The organism is Streptomyces sp. NPDC015131, assembly GCF_043079975.1.
In the GTDB taxonomy this organism is placed as follows: Bacteria; Actinomycetota; Actinomycetes; order Streptomycetales; family Streptomycetaceae; genus Streptomyces.
This window is the reverse complement of the sequence record NZ_JBIBVB010000001.1, coordinates 506,568-528,357: the sequence shown is the minus strand read 5'-3', so window position 1 is coordinate 528,357 and position 21,790 is coordinate 506,568. Positions and strand designations below refer to the sequence as shown.

Annotated in this window: 19 protein-coding genes; 11 read left to right on the top strand and 8 right to left on the bottom strand. The window is 73.2% G+C overall.

Annotated features, from left to right (window positions below; genetic code table 11):
* Positions 1–28 precede the first annotated feature (28 nt).
* Positions 29–904: a phosphotransferase enzyme family protein gene (locus ACF08D_RS01985; RefSeq protein WP_392221184.1), complete on the top strand. Its 876-nt coding sequence runs from the start codon at positions 29–31 to the stop codon at positions 902–904.
* Between the two features lie 35 nt (positions 905–939).
* Positions 940–1,776, top strand: a complete 837-nt coding sequence (locus ACF08D_RS01980) for an alpha/beta fold hydrolase (protein ID WP_392220542.1) — start codon at positions 940–942, stop codon at positions 1,774–1,776.
* Positions 1,777–1,943: 167 nt separating this feature from the next.
* Here the strand turns inward: ACF08D_RS01980 and ACF08D_RS01975 are convergent, their stop codons facing one another.
* On the bottom strand, positions 1,944–2,690 hold the full coding sequence (locus tag ACF08D_RS01975) for an exonuclease domain-containing protein (RefSeq protein ID WP_392220541.1): 747 nt from the start codon (positions 2,688–2,690) through the stop codon (positions 1,944–1,946).
* Positions 2,691–2,933: 243 nt separating this feature from the next.
* Complete coding sequence (locus tag ACF08D_RS01970; protein ID WP_392220540.1) at positions 2,934–4,175, bottom strand: SAV2148 family HEPN domain-containing protein; 1,242 nt, start codon at positions 4,173–4,175, stop codon at positions 2,934–2,936.
* Positions 4,176–4,649: 474 nt separating this feature from the next.
* On the opposite strand from ACF08D_RS01970, the gene glgX reads away from it, so the two are divergent.
* The 3 genes from glgX (at position 4,650) to ACF08D_RS01955 (ending at position 9,963) form a co-directional block, all read left to right on the top strand.
* Positions 4,650–6,770, top strand: a complete 2,121-nt coding sequence (glgX, locus tag ACF08D_RS01965; RefSeq protein WP_392220538.1) for a glycogen debranching protein GlgX — start codon at positions 4,650–4,652, stop codon at positions 6,768–6,770.
* A gap of 218 nt (positions 6,771–6,988) precedes the next feature.
* Positions 6,989–9,316, top strand: a complete 2,328-nt coding sequence (treY, locus tag ACF08D_RS01960; protein ID WP_392220537.1) for a malto-oligosyltrehalose synthase — start codon at positions 6,989–6,991, stop codon at positions 9,314–9,316.
* Between the two features lie 290 nt (positions 9,317–9,606).
* Positions 9,607–9,963 carry a beta/gamma crystallin domain-containing protein gene (locus tag ACF08D_RS01955; RefSeq protein WP_392220536.1) on the top strand — a complete coding sequence of 119 codons (357 nt, stop codon included), beginning with the start codon at positions 9,607–9,609 and terminating at the stop codon, positions 9,961–9,963.
* A gap of 88 nt (positions 9,964–10,051) precedes the next feature.
* On the opposite strand, the gene ACF08D_RS01950 is transcribed toward ACF08D_RS01955, so the two are convergent.
* On the bottom strand, positions 10,052–10,600 hold the full coding sequence (locus ACF08D_RS01950; protein WP_392220535.1) for a DUF1707 and FHA domain-containing protein: 549 nt from the start codon (positions 10,598–10,600) through the stop codon (positions 10,052–10,054).
* 208 nt (positions 10,601–10,808) lie between these two features.
* On the opposite strand from ACF08D_RS01950, the gene treZ reads away from it, so the two are divergent.
* Positions 10,809–12,554, top strand: a complete 1,746-nt coding sequence (gene treZ / locus ACF08D_RS01945; RefSeq protein ID WP_392220534.1) for a malto-oligosyltrehalose trehalohydrolase — start codon at positions 10,809–10,811, stop codon at positions 12,552–12,554.
* Between the two features lie 263 nt (positions 12,555–12,817).
* Positions 12,818–15,226, top strand: coding sequence for an ATP-binding cassette domain-containing protein (locus ACF08D_RS01940; protein WP_392220533.1), 2,409 nt, complete (start codon positions 12,818–12,820; stop codon positions 15,224–15,226).
* A gap of 40 nt (positions 15,227–15,266) precedes the next feature.
* Here the strand turns inward: ACF08D_RS01940 and ACF08D_RS01935 are convergent, their stop codons facing one another.
* Positions 15,267–15,893, bottom strand: coding sequence for a nucleoside/nucleotide kinase family protein (locus ACF08D_RS01935; protein ID WP_392220531.1), 627 nt, complete (start codon positions 15,891–15,893; stop codon positions 15,267–15,269).
* 86 nt (positions 15,894–15,979) lie between these two features.
* Here ACF08D_RS01935 and ACF08D_RS01930 point away from each other — a divergent pair, with 86 nt between their 5' ends.
* The gene (locus ACF08D_RS01930) at positions 15,980–16,369 is read left to right on the top strand and encodes a VOC family protein (protein WP_392220530.1); all 390 of its coding nucleotides are present in this window, start codon (positions 15,980–15,982) and stop codon (positions 16,367–16,369) included.
* Positions 16,370–16,493: 124 nt separating this feature from the next.
* On the top strand, positions 16,494–16,889 hold the full coding sequence (locus ACF08D_RS01925) for a hypothetical protein (RefSeq protein ID WP_392220529.1): 396 nt from the start codon (positions 16,494–16,496) through the stop codon (positions 16,887–16,889).
* Here the strand turns inward: ACF08D_RS01925 and msrB are convergent.
* From msrB to ACF08D_RS01905, 4 genes are all read right to left on the bottom strand, one after another.
* Positions 16,841–17,248: a peptide-methionine (R)-S-oxide reductase MsrB gene (msrB, locus tag ACF08D_RS01920; RefSeq protein ID WP_392220527.1), complete on the bottom strand. Its 408-nt coding sequence runs from the start codon at positions 17,246–17,248 to the stop codon at positions 16,841–16,843. The two genes, ACF08D_RS01925 and msrB, sit on opposite strands and share 49 nt — an antisense overlap.
* 29 nt (positions 17,249–17,277) lie before the next feature.
* A complete protein-coding gene (murC, locus tag ACF08D_RS01915; protein WP_392220525.1) occupies positions 17,278–18,690 on the bottom strand; it encodes a UDP-N-acetylmuramate--L-alanine ligase in 1,413 nt (470 codons plus the stop codon).
* Between the two features lie 42 nt (positions 18,691–18,732).
* Positions 18,733–19,218, bottom strand: coding sequence for an indole-3-glycerol phosphate synthase (locus tag ACF08D_RS01910; protein ID WP_392220523.1), 486 nt, complete (start codon positions 19,216–19,218; stop codon positions 18,733–18,735).
* Positions 19,219–19,372: 154 nt separating this feature from the next.
* Positions 19,373–20,137, bottom strand: coding sequence for a pyrimidine reductase family protein (locus ACF08D_RS01905; protein ID WP_392220522.1), 765 nt, complete (start codon positions 20,135–20,137; stop codon positions 19,373–19,375).
* Positions 20,138–20,174: 37 nt separating this feature from the next.
* Here ACF08D_RS01905 and zapE point away from each other — a divergent pair, with 37 nt between their 5' ends.
* Positions 20,175–21,248: a cell division protein ZapE gene (zapE, locus tag ACF08D_RS01900; protein ID WP_392220521.1), complete on the top strand. Its 1,074-nt coding sequence runs from the start codon at positions 20,175–20,177 to the stop codon at positions 21,246–21,248.
* A 41-nt stretch (positions 21,249–21,289) separates the two neighbouring features.
* Positions 21,290–21,715, top strand: a complete 426-nt coding sequence (locus tag ACF08D_RS01895) for an OsmC family protein (RefSeq protein ID WP_392220520.1) — start codon at positions 21,290–21,292, stop codon at positions 21,713–21,715.
* The last annotated feature ends 75 nt before the right edge of the window (positions 21,716–21,790 follow it).

Here is a 21,790-nt window from a genome sequence, read left to right as displayed (position 1 = left end):
CGGCATGCCACTGGGAGGTACGGACGCGATGGACGAGGTGCGGGCGCGGCGGGTGCTGGCCGCCGCCGGGCTGGAGGGCGGCAAGGGCAGTGAGGGCCACGGCGGCGCGGCGCTCCTGGCCCTGGGCGAGAACGCCGTGTTCGCCGTCGGTGACCTGGTGGTCAAGGTGGGGCGGGACGCGGAGCTGCTGGAGCGGGCCGCGCGGGAGGTCGCCGTGGCCTCCTGGCTGGAGGACGCCGGTGTCCCCGCCGTCCGGGCCGCGCGGCCGGACGCCCGCCTGGTGGACGGCCACCCGGTGACGGTGTGGCACCGGCTGCCCGGGGCGGTGCGGCCGCCGGAGCCCCGGGACCTCGCACCGCTGCTGCTCCGGGTCCATGCGCTCCCCGCGCCGCCCTTCCCTCTGCCGCCCCGCGACCTGCTGGGCGGCGTGGAGCGCTGGCTCCGGCTCGCGGGCGACACCATCGACCCGGCCGACGCCGCCTACCTGAGGGCGCGCCGCGACGGGTTCGCCGAGGCGGCGGCGGCGCTCACCCCCCACCTGTCGCGCGGCCCCATCCACGGCGACGCCCTGCCGCGCAATGTGCACATCGGCCCGGACGGCCCGGTGCTGGTCGACCTGGAGACCTTCTCCTCCGACCTGCGCGAGCACGACCTGGTGGTCCTCGCGCTCTCCCGGGACCGCTACGGCCTCGACCCGGCGGCCCACGACGCCTTCACCGAGGCGTACGGCTGGGACGTGCGCGACTGGGACGGCTGCGCGGTGCTGCGCGGCGCCCGGGAGGCCGCGAGCTGCGCCTGGGTGGCCCAGCACGCGCCGTCGAACCCCAAGGCCCTCGCCGAGTTCCGCCGGCGGGTGGCATCGCTGCGGGACGGTGACCCGGAGGTCCGCTGGTACCCCTTCTGACATCATGAACTCCGTTCCCCGACGGGAGGATTGACATGCGGATGGAACTCGGCGAGGTGACCCTCGACGTCCAGGACAGCGAGACCGGACGGGACCCTGTCCTGCTGGTGCACGGCTTCCCGGACACCCACCGGCTCTGGCGCCACCAGGTGCGGGCGCTGAACGACGCGGGCCACCGCACCATCGCGCCCACCCTGCGGGGCTTCGGCGCCTCCGGCCGGCCGGAGGACACCGCGGCCTACGCCCCCGCCCGCTCGGTGGCCGACCTGCTGGAGCTGCTGGACCGGCTGGACATCGGCTGCGTCCACCTGGTCGGCCACGACTGGGGGTCGGGCATCGCCCAGGGCCTGGCCCTCGCCGCCCCGGCCCGGGTGGCGACCCTGTCGCTGCTGTCGGTGGGCCACATCGGCTCGCTGCTGTCGGCGGGCTGGGAGCAGCGCCAGGCGTCCTGGTACATGCAGCTGTTCCAGCTCGACGGGCTCGCCGAGGACTGGCTGTCCCGGGACGACTTCGCGAACCTCCGCGAGATGCTCGCCGGGCACCCGGACCGGGACGAGACGGTGGAGCGGCTGCGTGAGCCGGGTGCGCTCACCGCCGCGCTGGCCGTGTACCGGGCGGGCCTCCCGTCCGAAGTGCTGTTCGGCCCGGCGCAGCCCGCGCCGGTGCTGCGGGGTCCGGTGCTGGGGGTGTGGAGCGCGGGCGACCGCTTCCTCACCGAGCGGTCGATGACGGGCACCGAGAAGTACGTGGACGGCCCCTGGCGCTACGAGCGGGTGGACGGCGCCGGCCACTGGCTCCCGCTGGAGGCCGCCGACCGGGTCAGCGCCCTGCTGCTGGACTTCTTCGCCGAGCACGGCCGCCCGCGCCGCTGAACGGTCCGCCCGCGCCGCTGAGCGTCCCGCCCCTGCCGCTACGTCCCGCCCCCGCCCCAGCGCCCCGTGGCACCCGGCCGACCCGGCCGCCCGAGTCAGGTACCGGCCCTGCCGCCCGAGTCCCGAGTCACGTACCGGCCCGACCGCCGGAACCCGGTGCCGGTCCGTCAGCCCGCCGCGGGCGCCGGTGTCCGGTCCGGCTCCGGGGCGGTGGGACGGAGCGGCCAGGCGGGGTCTATCACCGCGTCGGGCGTGCCCTTGCGGCGCAGGAAGCTCTGGAAGTCGGCCGCCCAGTCCGCGTACCAGACCACCTGGCGGCGGTGCAGCTCCACCGGGGACAGCGCCGCGACCGAGGTGTGCCGCTCGGCTATCGCGCAGGCCACCAGCACGGCGGCAAGCGCGTCGGCGTCCGCCCGGTGGGCGCCGTCGAGCCGCACACCGTACTCGGCGCAGACCGCCTCCAGGTTCCGCTTGCCCCGGCGGTACCGGTCGACGGCACGGTCGATGGTGTAGGGGTCGACCACCGGCCCGACCGGCGCCCCGCCGAGCCGCTCCCCCAGGTCCGGCAGCCCGTGCCGCCGCAACTCGGCGGTGAGCAGCGTCAGGTCGAAGGCCGCGTTGTACGCCACCACCGGGACCCCCCGCGCCCAGTGGCCGGCCAGGACACCGGCGACCTCGTCGGCCACCTCGCGGACCGGGCGCCCCTCCGTGGCCGCCCGTTCACTGCTGATCCCGTGAATGGCGGTGGCCTGGGCGGGGATCCGGATGCCGGGATCGGCCAGCCAGTCGCGGCGCGCCACCACCCGCCCGCCCCGCACCTCCACGACCGCCGCCGTCACGATGCGCGCTTCGAGCGGCTCCGTCCCGGTCGTCTCCAGATCGAAGCCGACGAGCGTCTCCCCGTGCCAGCCCATGCTGATCCTCCTCACGATGCTGTGGCGCGCCCCCCGTGCGGTGCACTCCCCCTGCTGGTTTCTCACCCTCGCACGCACCACTGACAACGCCGCTCGGAGACGGCTGCACCGCACGCACCCGCCGAACCCGGACCAGGCAGACCCGGCGACGGACCGGCAGACCCGGCGGCGGACCCGGCGGACCCGGACGGACCGGCAGCCCCGGCGACGGACCGGCGGACCCGGCGGACCCCGCGCGGTCCGTTACGAGACGGGCCGGGAGTCCGCCCAGGCCGACTCGAACTCCTCGCGGTAGGTCTCGAACAGGCCGTGGTCGGTCCCAGCCCCGGAGGTGACGACCGGTCGCCGGCCGCCGCGCAGCACCAGGACCGGCGACTCCATGCCACGGGCCCGGCGCAGATAGGACTGCACCACCCCGACCCCGTCCGGGCCGTCCCCGTCGACGAGGTACGCGGTGAAGCGCGGCGTCTCGTCGAAGACCTGGATCTGGAAGGCCCCCGGGTCCCTCAGCCGGGAGCGGACGCGCCGCATGTGGAGGATGTTCATCTCCACCGACCGGCTCAACTCCCCCTTCCTGAGCGCCAGCTCCCGCTCGCGCCGTTTGACCGCGCTGCTGGCGGGGTTCAGGAAGAGCAGGCGTATCCGGCAGCCGGTCTCGGCGAGCCGCACCAGCCGCCGCCCGGAGAAGTTCTGCACCAGGAGGTTGAGGCCTATCCCGATGGCGTCCAGCCGCCGCGCCCCGCCGAAGAGGTCCTCGGCGGGCAGCTGCCGCTGGAGCCGGACCCGGTCGGGGTGGACGGAGACGACGTCCGCGTACCGGTCGCCGACCAGGTCCTCCACCGCGTCGACGGGCAGCCGGTGCGCGGAGGGCACCCCGGCGGCGCCGCCCAGGATCTCCAGCAGCCGGGCCGAGGCCCGCTCGGACTGGTCGAGCACGGTGCGGGAGAGCGCCCGGTTTCGGGAAACCACGTTCCGGGTGACCTCCAGCTCGTCCAGGGCCAGCTCGACCTCGCGCCGGTCGTCGAAGTACGGCTCGAAGCACGGCCAGTGCTGCACCATCAGCTCCCGGAGCTGGGGCAGCGTGAGGAAGCTGAGCACATTGTCGTCGGCCGGGTCGAGGAGGTAGCCCTTGCGGCGGGAGACCTCCCGGACCGCCACGGCCCGCTGCACCCACTCCTGGCCGGCCGGCCCGGCGGCGGCCACCACCCAGTCGTCGCCGTGGACCGGCTCGTACACCGGCCTCAGCACGGCGGCGACCACCGCGCGCAGCCGCTGCTCGACCAGATTCAGCCAGATGTAGGCGCGCCCGGCCCGCTGCGCGCGGGTGCGCACCTCGCTCCACGCCTCCGCGCCCCAGTCCAGTTCCGCACCGATCTCCATCGGCCGGGCGAGGGAGACCGCGCCGGGCGGGACATCAGCGGGGTCAGTGGAGCCCCCCTCATGACCTGAGTCACCTGGGGGCAGCTCCAGACCTCCCGAGCTCACCCGCGCACCGCCTTCTGCTCCTGGACCCCGTCTCCAACGATCAAGGAAGGGTACTCCGCGAGCGGGAGGCGGTGCAGCCCGATGCGCGGGCTGCTTTCCCAACCTCCCTGATTCGCCCGCCCGTTCCGGACATCCGGGCGCGACCGAGTGAGCGGATTCATAGTGGTCGGCCCGCCGGATCCGGCCGGACGCCCACCCCCGGAGAGGCGGTGGATCGCGCCGCTCTCCGGTCCCCGGCACGGGCGACACGGGGAACGCCGCGTTGACCCCGGTGCCCGTCCGGCCACCCGGACGGGCCATGTGCGCTGATACGACGAATACGCCGCGGGCGTCGGTTTCCGGCCATGTGGTACCGCGTACCCCGTGGTCACCCGGTAGGACCGGTCGAAGTCCTAGGAGTGGGCACCACTTTCGGGGAGGATTCTGGCTCAAGTGACACCCATCAGCCGGATCAGAAGTGGAAGAGTCTTATCTATGCAGGTCTGGCCGGGACAGGCGTATCCCCTCGGTGCCACCTACGACGGCGCCGGAACCAACTTCGCGGTCTTCTCGGAGGCCGCCGACCGAATCGAGCTGTGTCTGCTCCACGACGACGGCTCCGAGACCGCGGTGGAGCTGCGCGAGACCGACGCGTTCGTACGGCACGCGTACCTGCCCGGCGTGATGCCGGGGCAGCGGTACGGGTTCCGGGCCCACGGACCGTACGCGCCGGAGAACGGGCAGCGCTGCAACTCCGCGAAACTCCTCCTCGATCCGTACGCGCGGGCGGTGGCCGGCGCCATCGACTGGGGCGAGGCGGTGTACGGCTACCACTTCGGCAGGCCGGACTCCCGCAACGACCTCGACTCGGCGCCCCACACGATGACGTCCGTGGTCGTCAACCCGTACTTCGACTGGGGCGACGACCGGCCGCCGCGTACCGACTACCACCGGACGGTGATCTATGAAGCGCATGTGAAGGGCCTGACGATGCTCCACCCGGCGCTGCCGGAGGAGCTGCGCGGCACCTACGCCGGGCTCGCCCACCCCGCCGTGATCGAGCACCTGACCGAGCTGGGCGTCACGGCGCTGGAGCTGATGCCGGTGCACCAGTTCGTCAACGACCACCGCCTGGTCGACTCCGGGATGGCCAACTACTGGGGCTACAACACCATCGGCTTCTTCGCCCCCCACAACGCGTACGCCTCCTGGGGCGACCGCGGCCAGCAGGTCCTGGAGTTCAAGTCGGCGGTGCGCGCCCTGCACCAGGCGGGCATCGAGGTCATCCTGGACGTGGTCTACAACCACACCGCCGAGGGCAACCACCTGGGCCCCACCCTGTCCTTCCGGGGCCTGGACAACAGTTCGTACTACCGTCTCACCGACGACCCCCGGTACTACATGGACACCACCGGTACCGGGAACTCGCTGCTGATGCGGTCGCCGCACGTGCTCCAGCTGATCATGGACTCACTGCGGTACTGGGTGACGGAGATGCACGTCGACGGCTTCCGCTTCGACCTGGCGGCGACCCTCGCCCGCCAGTTCCACGAGGTGGACCGGCTGTCGTCGTTCTTCGACCTGGTCCAGCAGGACCCGGTGGTCAGCCAGGTCAAGCTGATCGCCGAGCCCTGGGACGTCGGCGAGGGCGGCTACCAGGTGGGCAACTTCCCGCCGCTGTGGACCGAGTGGAACGGCAAGTACCGCGACACGGTGCGGGACCTGTGGCGCGGCGAACCGCGTACGCTCGCCGAGTTCGCGTCACGGCTGACCGGCTCGTCCGACCTCTACCAGGACGACGGCAGGCGCCCGATCGCCTCCGTCAACTTCGTGACCTGCCACGACGGCTTCACGATGCACGACCTGGTCTCCTACAACGAGAAGCACAACGAGGCCAACGGCGAGGGCAACCGGGACGGCGAGAGCCACAACCGGTCCTGGAACTGCGGCGCCGAGGGCGAGACGGACGACGAGCGGATCCTCGAGCTGCGCATGCGCCAGATGCGCAACTTCATCGCCACCCTGATGCTGTCGCAGGGCGTGCCGATGCTGAGCCACGGCGACGAGTTCGGGCGGACGCAGGGCGGCAACAACAACGCGTACTGCCAGGACAACGAGGTCGCCTGGGTGCGCTGGCCGGACGACGACTCCGAGGCGGCCCGCTCGCTGCTGGAGTTCACCCGTTCGATGGTGTGGCTGCGGCGGGACCACCCCGTCTTCCGGCGCCGCCGCTTCTTCCACGGCCGGCCGGTCGAGGGCACGCACGACGAGCTGTCGGACATCAACTGGTTCACCCCCGAGGGTGAGGAGATGACCGCCCAGGACTGGCAGGTGGCGCACGCCAAGGCCCTGTCGGTGTTCCTCAACGGCAGCGCGATCTCGGAGCCGGGGCCGCGCGCGGAACGGATCACGGACGACTCGTTCCTGCTGATGTTCAACGCCAGCGCGGAGGACCTGGACTTCGTCGTCCCGGTCAACCACGGGCGCCAGTGGCAGGTGGTGGTGGACACCGCCGTCCCCGAGGGCCTCCAGCCGGGCCAGGGCGCCAAGGTCGCCGCCGGGGACCGGCTCACCCTGGTCGGCCGCAGCCTGACGGTGCTCCGCCGCCCCGCCTGACCGGCTCCGTCCGGCCGGGGCTCCGCCCGGTGGGAGCTGTGCGGCCCGCCCGGGCGGGGCGGGCCGCGGACCGGCCCCGGCGACGGGGCGGGGCGCGGGCTGTGCGGCGCGCGGCCCGGGCCGGCCGTTCCTCCGCGCCGGTGGGCGCGGCGTGGCGTGGGGCGTAAATCGCATCACCCGATGACACATCGGCCGTCCGAGCGGGTACCTACGTCCGCATGACGCCGAACTCGACCTACCGGCTCCAGATCCAGCCCGACTTCCCCTTCGCCGCCGCCGCCGAGGCGGTCCCCCACCTCGCCTCGCTCGGGATCTCGCACCTGCACCTGTCCCCGGTCCTGGAGGCGGTGCCCGGCTCCGGCCACGGCTACGACGTCACCGACCACGCGCGCGTGCGCGGGGAACTGGGCGGCGAGGAGGGGCTGCGGGCCCTCGCCCGCACCGCCCGCGCGCACGGACTGGGCCTGGTGGTGGACCTGGTGCCCAACCACATGGCCGCGTCGCCGCGCCACAACCGGGCGCTGTGGGAGGTGCTGCGCGAGGGCCCCTCGTCCCCGTACGCGCGCTGGTTCGACATCGACTGGGCCGCGGGCGGCGGCAAGGTGCTGCTGCCGGTGCTGGGCGGGCGCCTCGGGGACGAGCTGGAGGGGATGCGGGTCGAGGGCGGGACGCTGCGGTACGGCGAGCAGGAGTTCCCGCTGCGACCGGGTACGGAGCACATGGCGCTGCCCGAGGTGCTGGACGCCCAGTGGTACCGGCTCGCCTGGTGGCGGCTGGCCCGTACGGAGCTGAACTACCGGCGGTTCTTCACCATCTCGGACCTGATCGGCGTACGGGTCGAGGACCCGGAGGTCTTCCGGGCGACCCACGCCAAGATCGTGGAGCTGGTGCGCGACGGGGTGATCGACGGCCTGCGGATCGACCACCCGGACGGGCTCGCCGACCCCAAGGCGTACCTGAGGGAGCTGGACCGGGCGACCGGCGGCGGCTGCTGGATCGTCGTCGAGAAGATCCTCACCGGCGAGGAGCGGCTGCCCGGGCGGTGGCCGGTCGCCGGCACCACCGGCTATGACGCGCTGCGGCGGATCGACGGGCTGTTCGTGGACCCGGACGGGGCGGCGGAACTGGCGGAGCACTACCGGCGGTTCGCCCGGCCCGCCGGGGACCGGGGCGGCCACTGGGAGGCGACCGCCCGCCGGGCCGCGTACAAGGTGGTCACGCACGCGCTGGCCTCCGAGGTGGCGTACCTGACCCGGACGGCCGCCACCGTGTGCGAGGCGGATCCGGCTCTGCGGGACCACGCGCCGTGGGCGCTGCGCGCCGCCGTCCGGGAGCTGCTGATCCGGGTGCCGGTCTACCGCCCGTACGGGCCCGGCGCCGAGGACGTGCTGACGGAGGAGGCCGCGCGGGAGGCCCGGGAGTCGTTCACCGTCCCCGAGGAGGCCGCGGCCGTGGACGTGGTACGGGACCTGGCGCTGGGCCGGCTGGGTGACGGGCCGGGGCACCGGGCGTTCATGACCCGGTTCGCCCAGACGTCGTCCGCGCTGCGCGCCAAGTCGGTCGAGGACCTGGCCTTCTACCGGTACACCCCGCTGGTGTCGGCGAACGAGGTGGGCGGGGAGCCGGGCGAGCCGGCGGTGACCCCGGAGGCGTTCCACGCGTACTGCGCGCGGCTGGCCCGGGACTGGCCGGCCACCGGCACGGTGCTGTCCACGCACGACACCAAGCGGAGCGGGGACGTACGGGCGCGGATCGCGGTCCTCTCGGAGTGCCCGCAGCGGTGGGCCAAGCTGCTGGACGACGTGGCCCGGACGCCCGCCCCGGACGGCCAGACGGCGTGGGTGGCGTGGCAGACGGCGCTGGGCCTGGGCGGCCCGGCCGGGGACCGGCTGGCGCCCGCCGTCCTGAAGGCGGTGCGGGAGGCGGGGCTGCACACCAGCTGGACGGAGCAGGACCCGGCGTACGAGCAGGCGGTGCTGGACTTCGTGGAGGAGGGCCCGGCCGGTCCGGGCTTCCCGGCCGTCTCCGACCTGGCGCGCGAACTGGAGGCGTACGTACGGGCGAACACGCTGGGCGCCGCGCTGCTGCACCTCACCATGCCGGGCGTGCCGGACCTGTACCAGGAGACCGAACGGGTGTACCTGGCCCTGGTCGACCCGGACAATCGGCGGCCGTTCCGGCAGGGCCCGCCGGACGAGAAAACCGCCCTCACGCGCGCGGCGCTGCGGCTCCGGCGCGACCACCCCGAGGTGTTCGGCCCGGCGGGGACGTACGCACCACTGGCGGCGAGCGGCCCGGCGGCCGGGCACTGTGTGGCGTTCTGCCGGTCGGGCGAGGCGATCACGGCGGTGACCCGGCTGTCGCTGCGGCTCACCGAGGGCGGCGGCTGGGGCGGCACCGTCCTGCCGCTGCCGGAGGGCCGGTGGTACGACGTCCTGGAGCCGGGCCGGGAGTTCGCCGGTGGCGGCGCCCCGCTGCCGCTGGCGGAGCTGTTCGCGGACCGGCCGGTGGCGCTGCTCAGCCGCCGTCCCGTACCGGAGAATTGATAAAACGCCGGGTGACCGGCATTTTTCCCGCCGGAACATCTATCTGGACATTAGAGGGGCCATTCCGGCCGGGAATCCGGCAACAGATTGCCATGTACAGCGGTTTCCCTGGATCGTCGTAGTGCGCATACGGGTGGTCCACACCACGTGGGTGCTCATGACCGCTGTGCGCATAAGCGCCGTGCGCAAAAGTACTGTGCGCACAAGCGCTATGCGCATCAATGCCGTGCGTATGAGCGGCGTGCGTATGAGTGCTGTGCGCAGACGACAAGCGAACCAGGGGAGAATGCGTGCTCGCGAAGACGAAGAAGGCCGTGCGCTCGGCGGTCGTGGCGGTTTCCGCGGCCGCGGCGTTCACGGTGATGCTGCCGGCCGGGAACGCCTACGCCATCAACGAGGTCGAATGCCGTGGGGGTGAGAACTTCCTGAAGATCTGGTCGCACAGCGGCGGCGGGCGCCACAGCGTGGACTGCTACGCGAACCGCGGCCGTATGGACTTCGGCGGGTGGTGGGTCGACAGGATCTCGACGGGGAACAACGACCTCATCTACTACGACGCCAACGGCGATTCGGTGAGGATCAACCGCTGGACCGACATCACCTTCCCGAACCGGCCCCCGAAGGTGAATTCCATCGAAATTCTCTAGAGCGGCAGAACGCCGGCCACGCCCTTTTCGGGGCGTGGCCGGCGCGTCAATGTCACGGGTCCGGCCGCCAGGGTTTCGCGCGGGGCTTTCAGCGGCCGGCGAGGCGGAAGGTCATGTCCCCGAAAGCCACCATGTCGCCGGCCTCGACGACCACCGTGCCGGTCACCCGCCGGCCGTTGACGGTGGTGCCATTGGTGGAGCCGAGGTCGCGCAGCACCCACGCACCGTTCTGGAGGCTCAGCTCGGCGTGCCGGCGCGAGACCGTCTCATGGCTGAGCCGCAGCCCGTTGACCGGGTCCCTGCCTATCCGCAGGGGGTGCGGTCCCGGTTCGGGGAGCAGCAGCTTGGGCAGCTTCTCCGCCTGCCACGCCCGGCGCAGCCGTACGGTGAAGGCCGACATCCGTTCGACCGTGCCGAACACCCGCTGCGACCAGCGGCCCTCCGGGCGCAGGTCGGCGGTGAGCACCGCCAGCTCGTCGGGGCGGCGGGCGGCGAGGGCCAGCTCCATGCGCCGCAGGAACGTGTCGTGCGACAGCTTGCCCTGTGCGGCGCCTTCTCTCAGCAGGCCCAGCGCGCGGTCCCGTTCGGCGTCGGACAGCCGGGCGGGGAGCGCGTGGGGATCGAAAGCGGACGTCACAGACGGGATTGTCGGCCGGGGCGGCCCGGAGTGTCCAGACGGGCCCCGTTGTCGGACCCCGTTGGTACGGTCTTGGTACGTGATCAGCGGGGGGCTGCGCACGGCGTGACGTGGATGGTGTGACGCACGCGGTTCGTTCGGCCGAGTGTCGTGCTTCCCGTTCCCGGAATTGCCAGGATTGGGCGCGACGACGACGAGGGGATCACCAGTGCTGTTCGAGGTGTGGGCACCGCAGGCGCAGGACCGGGCCGAGCTCCAACTCCGGGGGGTGGGGCACCCCTTGGCGCGCGACCCCGAGCGGGACGGCTGGTGGACGGCCGAGGTGGAGGCCGCCGCCGGCGACCGGTACGGCTATGTGCTGGACGGCGGCCCCGTGCTGCCCGACCCCCGGTCGAGGCGCCAGCCGGACGGGCCCGACGGGCCGAGCGCGGTGGTGGACCACGCCGCGTTCACCTGGCGGCACGAGGCCCCGGCGCGCGGGCTGAGGGGTGCCGTGCTGTACGAGCTGCACATCGGCACGTACACCCCGGAGGGCACCCTGGACGCCGCCGCGGCGCGGCTGGACCACCTGGTGGACCTGGGCATCACACATGTGGAGCTGATGCCGCTGTGCCCCTTCCCCGGCCGGCACGGGTGGGGGTACGAAGGGGTGTCGCTCTGGGCGGTCCACGAGCCGTACGGCGGGCCGGAGGCGCTGAAGCGCTTCGTCGACACCGCGCACGGACTGGGCCTGGGCGTGGTGCTGGACGTGGTCCACAACCACCTGGGCCCCTCCGGCAACTACCTCCCGTCCTTCGGTCCGTACTTCACCGACACCCACCACACGCCGTGGGGCGCGGCGGTGAATCTGGACGCGCCCGGTTCGGACGAGGTGCGGGCCTTCCTGCTGGGCAGCGCCCTGGCCTGGCTGCGCGACTACCGGATCGACGGGCTGCGGCTGGACGCGGTGCACGCGCTGGCCGACACCCGGGCGCTGACCTTCCTGGAGGAGCTGTCCGCCGCCGTGGACGGGCTGGGCGCCGAGCAGGGCCGCGAGCTGTTCCTGATCGCCGAGTCCGACCTGGCCGACCCGCGCACCACCACCCCGCGCGCGGAGGGCGGCCTGGGGCTGCACGCCCAGTGGAACGACGACTTCCACCACGCCCTGCACACGGCGCTGACCGGCGAGGCGCAGGGCTACTACGCGGACTTCGCCCGGGCGCCGCTGACCGCGCTCGCCAAGACCCTGGGGCACGTCTTCTTCCACGACGGCACGTACTCCACCTTCCGGGGCCGCGTCCACGGCCGGCCCGTGGACCGGTCCAGGACCCCGGCGCACCGCTTCCTGGCGTACACCCAGACCCACGACCAGGTGGGCAACCGGGCGACCGGCGACCGGCTGTCGGCGTCCTGCTCCCCGGGGCTGCTGGCGTGCGCGGCGGCGCTGGTGCTGACCGGGCCGTTCACCCCGATGCTCTTCATGGGCGAGGAGTGGGGCGCGGGCACGCCGTGGCAGTTCTTCACCGACCACACGGACCCGGAGCTGGCGGAGGCGGTCCGCAACGGCCGGCGCCGGGAGTTCGCCGAGCACGGCTGGGCGGAGGAGGACGTGCCGGACCCGCAGGACCCGGCCACGCGGGACCGCTCGTGCCTGGACTGGGCGGAGCGGGACCGGGAGCCGCACGCCCGGCTGCTCGACTGGTACCGGCGGCTGATCGCGCTGCGGGCCGCCCAGCCGGACCTGACCGACCCGGACCTGGCGGCGGTGCGGGTGGCGTTCGACGAGGAGGGCCGCTGGCTGGCGTACCGGCGCGGTGACCTGCGGCTGGCGGTCAACGTGGGGAAGGAGCCGGCCAGGATCCCGCTCGGCACCCGGGGGCGGGTCCTGGCGGCCTGGGAGCCGGTGGAGATGCCGAACGGCGACGGGGTGATGACCCTGCCGCCGGAGTCGTGCGTCCTGCTGGCGGACGACTGAGGGTCCGGGGCGGTCCGTCAGGATCGAAGAAGCGCGCGGGGGCGCCGCACCCGTAGCGTGCGAGGGGCACGGCGGGACACGGCCCGCGGCGCTCGGGGGCGCCTGGACCCGGGGCGACGAGCAGGAGACCCGGGACCGGGACAAAAAGGAAACTGGGGCGGTTTCGCCCCAGCAGCACCACACGTACTCTCATGCTCGTCGGTTCGAGCGGGGGACGTCCATGAGGACCGCGCGGGCGGTCCCGCCCAACGGATGGAGACACGATGAGCAGGGCCAGGAGAACAGACACCCGGGCGTCCGCGTCGCACGCCGCCGACAGCCACGACCTGATCCGGGTGCACGGGGCGCGGGAGAACAATCTCAAGGACGTCAGCATCGAGATCCCGAAGCGCCGGCTGACGGTGTTCACCGGTGTCTCCGGCTCGGGCAAGAGCTCGCTGGTGTTCGACACGATCGCCGCCGAGTCGCAGCGGTTGATCAACGAGACGTACAGCGCCTTCGTCCAGGGCTTCATGCCCACGCTCGACCGGCCCGACGTCGACGTCCTCGACGGCCTGACCACCGCAATCACCGTCGACCAGCAGCGGATGGGCGCCGACCCCCGCTCCACCGTCGGCACGGCCACCGACGCCAACGCGATGCTGCGGATCCTGTTCAGCCGGCTCGGCAAGCCGAACATCGGCCCGCCCAGCGCGTACTCCTTCAACACCGCCTCGGTCCGGGCGAGCGGCGCGATCACCGTCCAGCGCGGTGAGAAGACCAAGGCCGAGAAGGCCACCTTCGAGCGCGTCGGCGGCATGTGCGTCCGCTGCGAGGGCCGGGGCAAGGTCTCCGACATCGACCTCACCCAGCTCTACGACGACTCCAAGTCGATCGCGGAGGGCGCGTTCACCATCCCCGGCTGGAAGTCGGACAACGTGTGGACGGTCGGGATCTACGCCGAGTCGGGCTTCCTCGACCCGCACAAGCCGATCCGCCGGTTCACCAAGAAGGAGATGCACGACTTCCTCTACCGGGAGCCGACCAAGGTCAAGGTCAACGGCGTCAACCTCACCTACGAGGGGCTGATCCCGAAGATCCAGAAGTCCTTCCTGTCCAAGGACAAGGAGGCGATGCAGCCGCACATCCGGGCGTTCGTGGAGCGGGCCGTCACCTTCGCCACCTGCCCCGAGTGCGACGGCTCCCGGCTGAGCGAGGGCGCCCGCGCGTCGAAGGTCGCCGGCATCTCCATCGCCGACGCCTGCGCCATGGAGATCCGCGACCTGGCCGACTGGGTCCGCAAGCTGAACGAGCCGTCGGTCGCGCCGCTGCTCGGAAAGCTCCAGCACACCCTGGACTCGTTCGTGGAGATCGGCCTCGGCTACCTGGCGCTGGACCGGGCCTCCGGCTCCCTCTCGGGCGGCGAGGCCCAGCGGGTCAAGATGATCCGCCACCTGGGCTCGGCGCTGACGGACGTCACCTATGTCTTCGACGAGCCGACCGTGGGCCTCCATCCGCACGACATCGAGCGGATGAACAGCCTGCTGCTGCGGCTGCGCGACAAGGGCAACACGGTGCTCGTCGTGGAGCACAAGCCCGAGACGATCGCGATCGCCGACCACATCGTCGACCTCGGCCCGGGCGCCGGTACGGCGGGCGGCACCGTCTGCTACGAGGGGACCGTCGAGGGGCTGCGCGCGGGCGACTCGGTCACCGGCCGCCACCTGGACGACCGCGCGTCGCTCAAGGAGACGGTGCGCGAGCCCAGCGGGGCGCTGGAGATCAGGGGCGCGAGCGCCAACAACCTGCGGGACGTCGACGTGGACGTCCCCCTGGGTGTGCTCTGTGTGGTCACCGGTGTGGCGGGCTCCGGCAAGAGCTCGCTGATCCACGGCTCGATGGTGGCGCGTTCCGGAGCGGCGGGCGAGGGCGTGGTCTCGGTCGACCAGAGCCCGATCCGCGGCTCGCGGCGGAGCAACCCGGCCACGTACACCGGGCTGCTCGACCCGATCCGCAAGGCGTTCGCCAAGGCCAACGGGGTCAAGCCGGCGCTGTTCAGCGCCAACTCCGAGGGCGCCTGCCCGACCTGCAACGGTGCCGGGGTGCTCTACACCGACCTGGCGATGATGGCCGGGGTCGCCACCACCTGTGAGGACTGCGGCGGCAAGCGGTTCCAGGCGTCGGTCCTCGACCACCACCTCGGCGGCCGGGACATCAGCGAGGTGCTGGGGATGTCGGTGGCGGAGGCGGCGGAGTTCTTCGGGGAGGGCGAGGCCCGCACCCCGGCCGCCCACAAGATCCTGGAGCGGCTCGCCGATGTCGGCCTCGGCTACCTCACCCTCGGGCAGCCGCTGACGACGCTGTCGGGCGGCGAGCGGCAGCGCCTGAAGCTGGCCACGCACATGGGCGAGAAGGGCGGGGTGTACGTCCTGGACGAGCCGACGACCGGTCTGCACCTCGCCGATGTGGAGCAGCTGCTCGGCCTGCTCGACCGGCTGGTGGACGCCGGGAAGTCGGTCATCGTGATCGAGCACCACCAGGCCGTCATGGCGCACGCCGACTGGATCATCGACCTCGGTCCGGGCGCCGGTCACGACGGCGGCGAGGTGGTCTTCGAGGGGACGCCGGCCGACCTGGTCGCGGCCCGCTCCACCCTCACCGGCGAGCACCTCGCGCAGTACATCGGGGCGTGAGGGCTGCCCTGGGGGCTGTCCGGCCGGGCCCCGGGCCTGGTCAGTCCATCGGTACGACGAGGTCGGCGAGGCCGCGCCCGGCGGCGACGAGCCGGGCGTTGGCCTCGTCGGACCGGGCCACCCAGCGCTCGGCCTCCGGGCGTTCCCTGCCGAACCGGACGTGCCGGTCGACGAGCCGTCGCACACGGCTCCGGTCGTCCAGGTCGAGGAACCAGACCTCGTCCAGCAGGGGGCGCACCGCCGCCCAGGGCCCGTCGCCGTGCAGCAGGTAGTTCCCCTCGGTGATCACCAGCGGTACGTCCGGGGCGACGGGGACGCTGCCGGCGACCGGCTCCTCCAGGCTCCGGTCGAAGGCCGGGGCGTACACCACGGTGTCCGGTGCGGGGTGCCGCAGCCGGGCGAGGAGGGCGGCGTAGCCGGCGGCGTCGAAGGTGTCGGGCGCGCCCTTGCGCTCCGCGCGGCCCAGCCGGCGCAGTTCGGCCTGGGCGAGGTGGAAGCCGTCCATGGGGACGAGCGCGGCGAGGGCGCCGAGGCGGTCGGCCAGCTCGGCCGCCAGGGTCGACTTCCCCGAGCCGGGCGCTCCGGCCAGGCCGAGGATCCGCCGGGTGCCGGGGACGGCGAGGCTCCGGGCGCGTGCGGTGAGCCGGGCGAGCTGCTGCGGGTCCATGCGGGCAGTGTGGCAGCCGCCCCCGTGCGGGCGTAGCGCGCGGCGTCGCTGGCCAGTTCGCGTGTCATACGTATAACGTCTGGTCCATGTCGCACATCGCCCTGGTCACCCTCGTCGTCCGTGACTACGACGAGGCCATCGCCTTCTACACCGGCGCCCTCGGTTTCGAGCTGGTCGAGGACACCGATCGCGGGAACGGGTCGCGGTGGGTGGTGGTCCGTCCCCGGGGCGCGGGCACCGGCTCCGCGCTGCTGCTGGCGCGCGCTTCGGGCGCGGCGCAGGAGGCGAGCGTGGGGGCGCAGACCGGCGGTCGGGTGGGGTTCTTCCTGCACACCGAGGACTTCGAGGGCGACCGGGCGCGGATGCTGGCGGCCGGGGTGCGGTTCCTGGAGGAGCCGCGCCATGAGCCGTACGGTTCGGTGGCGGTCTTCGAGGACCTGTACGGCAACCGCTGGGACCTGCTCCAGCCGGCGTGACGGCCCGCCGCGCGCCGGCGGCTCCCGGGGCCCGGCCCCCGGTGGGGGGGTGGGGGCAGCCCCCGCCCCGAAGCGGGAGGGAGCACCAGTGACGCGGACCGGTCCGGCGCGGTGAACTGGGGGCATGAACGCAGCCGAGAACAGCCGCGCGGCGAGATCGCCGTTGTCGGCTCTGTGGACGGGCCGTGCCTGGTGGAGCGCCCCGGTGCGCCTCGTCCTGGCCGGGGTCGTCCTGATGTCCGTGCTGTCCCACGGCTTTGACGGCGGGCACTACCTGGTGGTCATGCTCACCGGCGGCCTGCTCCAGCTGACCGGGCTGGTCTGGGCCTCGGCGGCCTGGCGGACGCGCGTGGGCCGGAGGGCCCGCACCGGACCCGGGACCGGGGCCGCGGTGGCGGCCCCGGGCGGGGTCATACCCCGGGCCGCGGTGGCGGCCACGGGCGGAGGCATACCCGGGGCCGGGCGGCCCGGTCAGTCCTCGTCGGGCGTCAGCCGCAGCGAGATCGAGTTGATGCAGTAGCGCTGGTCCGTCGGGGTCGGGTAGCCCTCGCCCTCGAAGACGTGGCCCAGGTGCGACCCGCACCGGGCGCACCGGACCTCGACGCGGACCATGCCGAAGGAGCGGTCCTCGATCAGCTCGACCGCGTCGGAGTCCTTGGGGTCGTAGAAGGACGGCCAGCCGCAGTGGGACTCGAACTTGGTGGTGGAGGTGAACAGCTCGGCGCCGCACGCCCGGCAGGAGTAGACGCCCGTGGTCTTGGTGTCGGTGTACTCACCGGTGAAGGCGCGCTCCGTGCCCGCCTCCCGCAGCACGTGGTACTCCTCGGGGGACAGCTCCGCGCGCCACTGCTCGTCCGGCTTGTCGACGTCGTACGCCATGTGCTCTCCCTCAGTCGCGCGGCTCGCGCTCAGTCGCGGTCCGCCAGGCGGGCCAGGATCCTGGGGCCGAGGTCGGTGACGTCCCCGGCGCCCATGGTGAGAACGAGATCACCGGGCTTGGCCATTCCCGCGACGACGTCCGGCACGGTGTCCTTGTCGGGGACGGCGGTGACGTCGGCGCCGGCCGCGCGGGCGGCGTCGATGATCAGGGCGCTGGTGACGCCCGGGATCGGGTCCTCGCGGGCCGGGTAGATGTCGAGGACGGCGGAGGCGTCGGCGAGCGCGAGGGCCTGGCCCATCTCCTTGCCCAGTTCCTGGGTGCGGGAGAACAGGTGCGGCTGGAAGACCACGAGGAGGCGGGAGTCGCCGGCGGCGCCGCGCATGGCCTCAAGGTCGGCGGTCATCTCGGTGGGGTGGTGCGCGTACGAGTCGATGACCTGGACGCCCGCGGCCTCGCCCTTGAGCTGGAGGCGGCGGCCGACACCGGTGTAGGCGGTCAGGGCGCGGGCCAGGCCGGCCGGGTCGATGCCCGCGCGGGCGCCGGCGGCGAGGGCGGCGGCGGCGTTGTGGGCGTAGTGGCGGCCGGGCACGGAGACGGTGAAGGTGTGCTCGGTGCCGTCGAGGGCGACCGTCACCTCGCTGGTCATGCCCTGGGGGGTGATGGCGAGGATCCGGGCGTCGGAGTCGTCGGACTCGCCGACGCGGATGATCGTCAGGTCCTCGCGGCCGGCGACGCGGCGGGCCAGTTCGCGGGCGCCGGAGTGCTCGCCGACGACCAGGGTGCCACCGGGGCGGATCTTGGCGACGAACGCCTCGAAGGACTCGTAGATCTCGTCCATGGAGGCGTAGTTGGCGTGATGGTCCAGTTCGACGTTGAGGACGATGGCGACCTCGGGGTCGTACTTCTGGAAGCTGCGGTCGCTCTCGTCGGCCTCGGCGACGAAGACCGGGCCCTCGCCGTGGAGGGCGTTGGTGCCGGGGCCGGCGAGGTCGCCGCCGATGGCGTACGACGGGGAGAGGCCCAGCTCGGTGAGGGCGACGGCGAGCATGGAGGTGGTGGTGGTTTTGCCGTGGGTGCCGGCCACGGCGATCGCGCGCAGGCCGGTCATCAGGGCGGCGAGCGCGTCGGAGCGGTGCACGACCGGGATGCCCAGCTCGGTGGCGCGGGCCAGCTCGGGGTTGTCCGCGCGGATGGCGCTGGAGACGACGACGCTGGTGGTGTCCTCGGCGAGGTTGGCGGCGGCGTGGCCGATGTGGACGGTCACGCCGAGGGCCCGCAGGGACGCGGCGGTCTCGGACTCGCGCGCGTCACTGCCGGCGACCTCGGCCCCGCGCTGGGCGAGGATCCTGGCGATGCCCGACATCCCGGCGCCGCCGATGCCGATGAAGTGCGGCCGCTCCATGGCGGCAGGAATCATGGCGGCAGGAAGGGCGGGGGCCATGCGTGTGTCTCCCGGGTGTGCGACGTGTCTGAGGGCCCCAGCCTATGCGGTGCCGGGCTCGTCGTTGTGCGCGAAGAGCTTGAGCACCGGCACGCCCACCTTGTGGCGGGCGCGGGAGGCCCAGTCCCGGTGGAAGAACTCCTCGACGTAGTGGGGCTTGGTCAGCACGATCACCTCGTCCGCGCCGGACTCCTCGACGACGGCCTTGAGCTTGTCCAGGGGGTGGTCCTCGACGACCTGGCCGACGGCCTCGCAGCCGGCCTCCCGCAGGGCGAGCAGGGAGTGCTCCAGCCCCTGCTGGGCGGGGAGCATGGCCGCCCTGCCCTCCGGTTCCTCGCCTTCCTTGACGGCCTCTCTCAGCTCGCCGATGGCGACGTCGTCGATGGCTCGCAGGAGTACGACGGCCTGGTCACCGCGCGGCTGCATCAGCACGATGAAGGACATCGCCTCGCCCGCGTGGAGAGTGGTGACGAACTCCACGTCCACGGACGACAGTGGCTTCTCGATCATCAGAACGCTTGTGAACACTTGGGAGCCCTTCTGCGGAAACCATCCTTCCCCGTGTCCGCACGGGGTTGCGACAGTAGTCTGCCCAGCCGGACCTATCCGGAACGGAATATTCCGCTGATTGCCCGGCACCTGCGCCCGGCCGGGAGCCGGCGCCGGAGGCGGGCCGGGTGGGTCAGGCCCGGGTCCAGCGGCCGAAGAGGAAGCCGTCCTCCTCCAGCAGGGAGGCCAGCGCGAAGCGGTCCGGGACCGCCAGCGCCGGGCCGCCCGTGATCCGCTGGGCGTCCCCGGCGGTCAGCGTGGGCGACACCGTCAGGCACAGCTCGTCCAGCACCCGCGCCTCCACCAGCTGCCCCAGCAGCCGGGGCCCGCCCTCGGTGAGCTGGCGCGTCAGCCCGCGCCCGGCCAGCGCGGCGAGCGCCCGCTCCGGCTCGACGCCCGGCCCCTCCCCCGCGACGATCACCTCCGCGCCGGCCGCCTCCGCCTCCCGGACCCGGTCCGGCGGGGCCGCCGACCCGGTGAGCAGCAGGGTCGGCACGAGCGGCCCGGTGAACAGGGGTGCGGAGAAGTCGAGGTTCAGCGAGGCGCTGACGACCGCGATCGCGGGCGCGGGGCCCTGCCCGGCCGCCGCCCGCCGCGCGGCGAAGGCGTCCCGCGCGCGAGCCGGGCGGTACCCCTCCAGCCGTACCGTTTCAGCACCGACGATCACCACGTCGGCCAGGCCCCGCAGGGTGCCGAAGATCCGCATGTCGGTGGCGGACGAGATGGGCTGGGAGCGCCCGTCGTGCTGGGCCGCCCCGTCCAGGGACGACACCATGTTGGCCCGCAGCCACGGCCCGCCGTCCGCCGGGTAGGCGTAGGCGTCGGCCAGCCGGTCGAGGGACCACTCGCTCTCCGTGGCGGTGGGGGTCCGGTCGGTCACAGGGAACAGACGTCGCATGCGGTGCAGTCTGGCACGGCGATTAGAGTGAGTGTTTGTGTCGTCGACCAGTGCCAAGACCGAAGCGGCCCCGCTGTCCCTGTGCGCCCGCGAGCCGCACGTCCCGGCCGACCGTCTGGTCGCCGAGATGGTGCCGCCGCCGCGCTTCGACGCGGTGCGCTTCGACACGTACATCCCGGACCCGAACCAGCCGAGCCAGGCCCAGGCCGTGGAGGTGCTCAGCTCCTTCGCCGCCGGGCTGGGCGGCGCCCACGCCACCGGGGCGGGGCGGCGGCGCTGGTTCCAGCGCAAGCCGGCCGCGCCGGCCGGGCCGCGCGGGGTGTACCTGGACGGCGGGTACGGCGTCGGCAAGACGCACCTGCTCGCCTCGCTGTGGCACGCCACCCCGGCGGAGCCGTCCCTGAAGGCGTTCGGGACGTTCGTGGAGCTCACCAACCTGGTCGGCGCGCTGGGCTTCCAGCAGACGGTCGCCACTCTCAGCGGGCACCGGCTGCTGTGCATCGACGAGTTCGAGCTGGACGACCCGGGCGACACCGTCCTGGTGTCCACCCTGCTGGGCAAGCTGGTCGACGCGGGCGTGGCCCTCGCCGCCACCTCCAACACCCTGCCCGGCAAGCTCGGCGAGGGCCGGTTCGCCGCCGCCGACTTCCTGCGCGAGATCCAGGGCCTGTCGGCCCACTTCCGGCCGCTGCGCATCGACGGGGAGGACTACCGGCACCGGGGCCTGCCCGAGGCGCCGGCGCCGTACGCGGACGAGCAGGTGACCGCCGCGGCCCACGCCACGCCCGGCGCGTCCCTCGACGGCTTCCCGGCCCTGCTGGAGCACCTGGCCCGGGTCCACCCCAGCCGGTACGGCGCGCTCACCGACGACGTCCGGGCGGTCTGCCTCACCGGCGTCACGCCCGTACCCGACCAGTCGACCGCGCTGCGCCTGGTGGTGCTGGCGGACCGGCTGTACGACCGCGAGATACCCGTCCTCGCCTCCGGGCTGCCCTTCGACCGGCTGTTCAGCGACGAGATGCTGAACGGCGGGTACCGCAAGAAGTACTTCCGGGCGATCTCGCGGCTCACCGCGCTGGCGCGGGACGCGAAGGGGCTGGTGGCGCAGTAGGTTTGGGCCAGTCGGGTTCAGACCGTACGAAGGGAACCACCATGGCCACCACGCGTCAGGCACACACCGTCTGGGAGGGCGACCTCCTCCAGGGCAAGGGCGTCGTGACCTTCGACTCCTCCGGCATCGGCGAGTACCCGGTGTCCTGGCCGGCGCGCGCCGAGGAGCCGAACGGGAAGACGAGCCCCGAGGAGCTGATCGCGGCGGCGCACTCCAGCTGCTTCAACATGGCCTTCTCGGCGGGCCTCGGCAAGGCGGGCACCCCGCCCACCCGGCTGAACACCAAGGCCGAGGTGACGTTCCAGCCGGGCACCGGCATCACCGGCATCCACCTCACGGTGGAGGGCGAGGTCCCGGGCATGGACGCCGAGAGCTTCGCCGCCGCCGCCGAGGACGCCAAGAAGAACTGCCCGGTGAGCCAGGCGCTGGCCGGGACGACGATCACGCTCACCGCGAAGCTCGTCTGACCCGAGGAACGCCGGAGCGACGCGGCCCGCACGGTTCACGTGTCACCACGGCACGTGATACACACGTGCGGGTCA

What these genes read in the sequence shown, in the direction of transcription:
- ACF08D_RS01985 (WP_392221184.1), top strand. Translation starts at nt 29, where the DNA reads ATGGACGAGGTGCGGGCGCGGCGGGTGCTGGCCGCCGCCGGGCTGGAG.
- ACF08D_RS01980 (WP_392220542.1), top strand. Translation starts at nt 940, where the DNA reads ATGCGGATGGAACTCGGCGAGGTGACCCTCGACGTCCAGGACAGCGAG.
- ACF08D_RS01975 (WP_392220541.1), bottom strand. Translation starts at nt 2,690, where the DNA reads ATGGGCTGGCACGGGGAGACGCTCGTCGGCTTCGATCTGGAGACGACC.
- glgX (WP_392220538.1), top strand. Translation starts at nt 4,650, where the DNA reads ATGCAGGTCTGGCCGGGACAGGCGTATCCCCTCGGTGCCACCTACGAC.
- treY (WP_392220537.1), top strand. Translation starts at nt 6,989, where the DNA reads ATGACGCCGAACTCGACCTACCGGCTCCAGATCCAGCCCGACTTCCCC.
- ACF08D_RS01940 (WP_392220533.1), top strand. Translation starts at nt 12,818, where the DNA reads ATGAGCAGGGCCAGGAGAACAGACACCCGGGCGTCCGCGTCGCACGCC.
- ACF08D_RS01935 (WP_392220531.1), bottom strand. Translation starts at nt 15,893, where the DNA reads ATGGACCCGCAGCAGCTCGCCCGGCTCACCGCACGCGCCCGGAGCCTC.
- ACF08D_RS01930 (WP_392220530.1), top strand. Translation starts at nt 15,980, where the DNA reads ATGTCGCACATCGCCCTGGTCACCCTCGTCGTCCGTGACTACGACGAG.
- ACF08D_RS01925 (WP_392220529.1), top strand. Translation starts at nt 16,494, where the DNA reads ATGAACGCAGCCGAGAACAGCCGCGCGGCGAGATCGCCGTTGTCGGCT.
- msrB (WP_392220527.1), bottom strand. Translation starts at nt 17,248, where the DNA reads ATGGCGTACGACGTCGACAAGCCGGACGAGCAGTGGCGCGCGGAGCTG.
- murC (WP_392220525.1), bottom strand. Translation starts at nt 18,690, where the DNA reads ATGGCCCCCGCCCTTCCTGCCGCCATGATTCCTGCCGCCATGGAGCGG.
- ACF08D_RS01905 (WP_392220522.1), bottom strand. Translation starts at nt 20,137, where the DNA reads ATGCGACGTCTGTTCCCTGTGACCGACCGGACCCCCACCGCCACGGAG.
- ACF08D_RS01895 (WP_392220520.1), top strand. Translation starts at nt 21,290, where the DNA reads ATGGCCACCACGCGTCAGGCACACACCGTCTGGGAGGGCGACCTCCTC.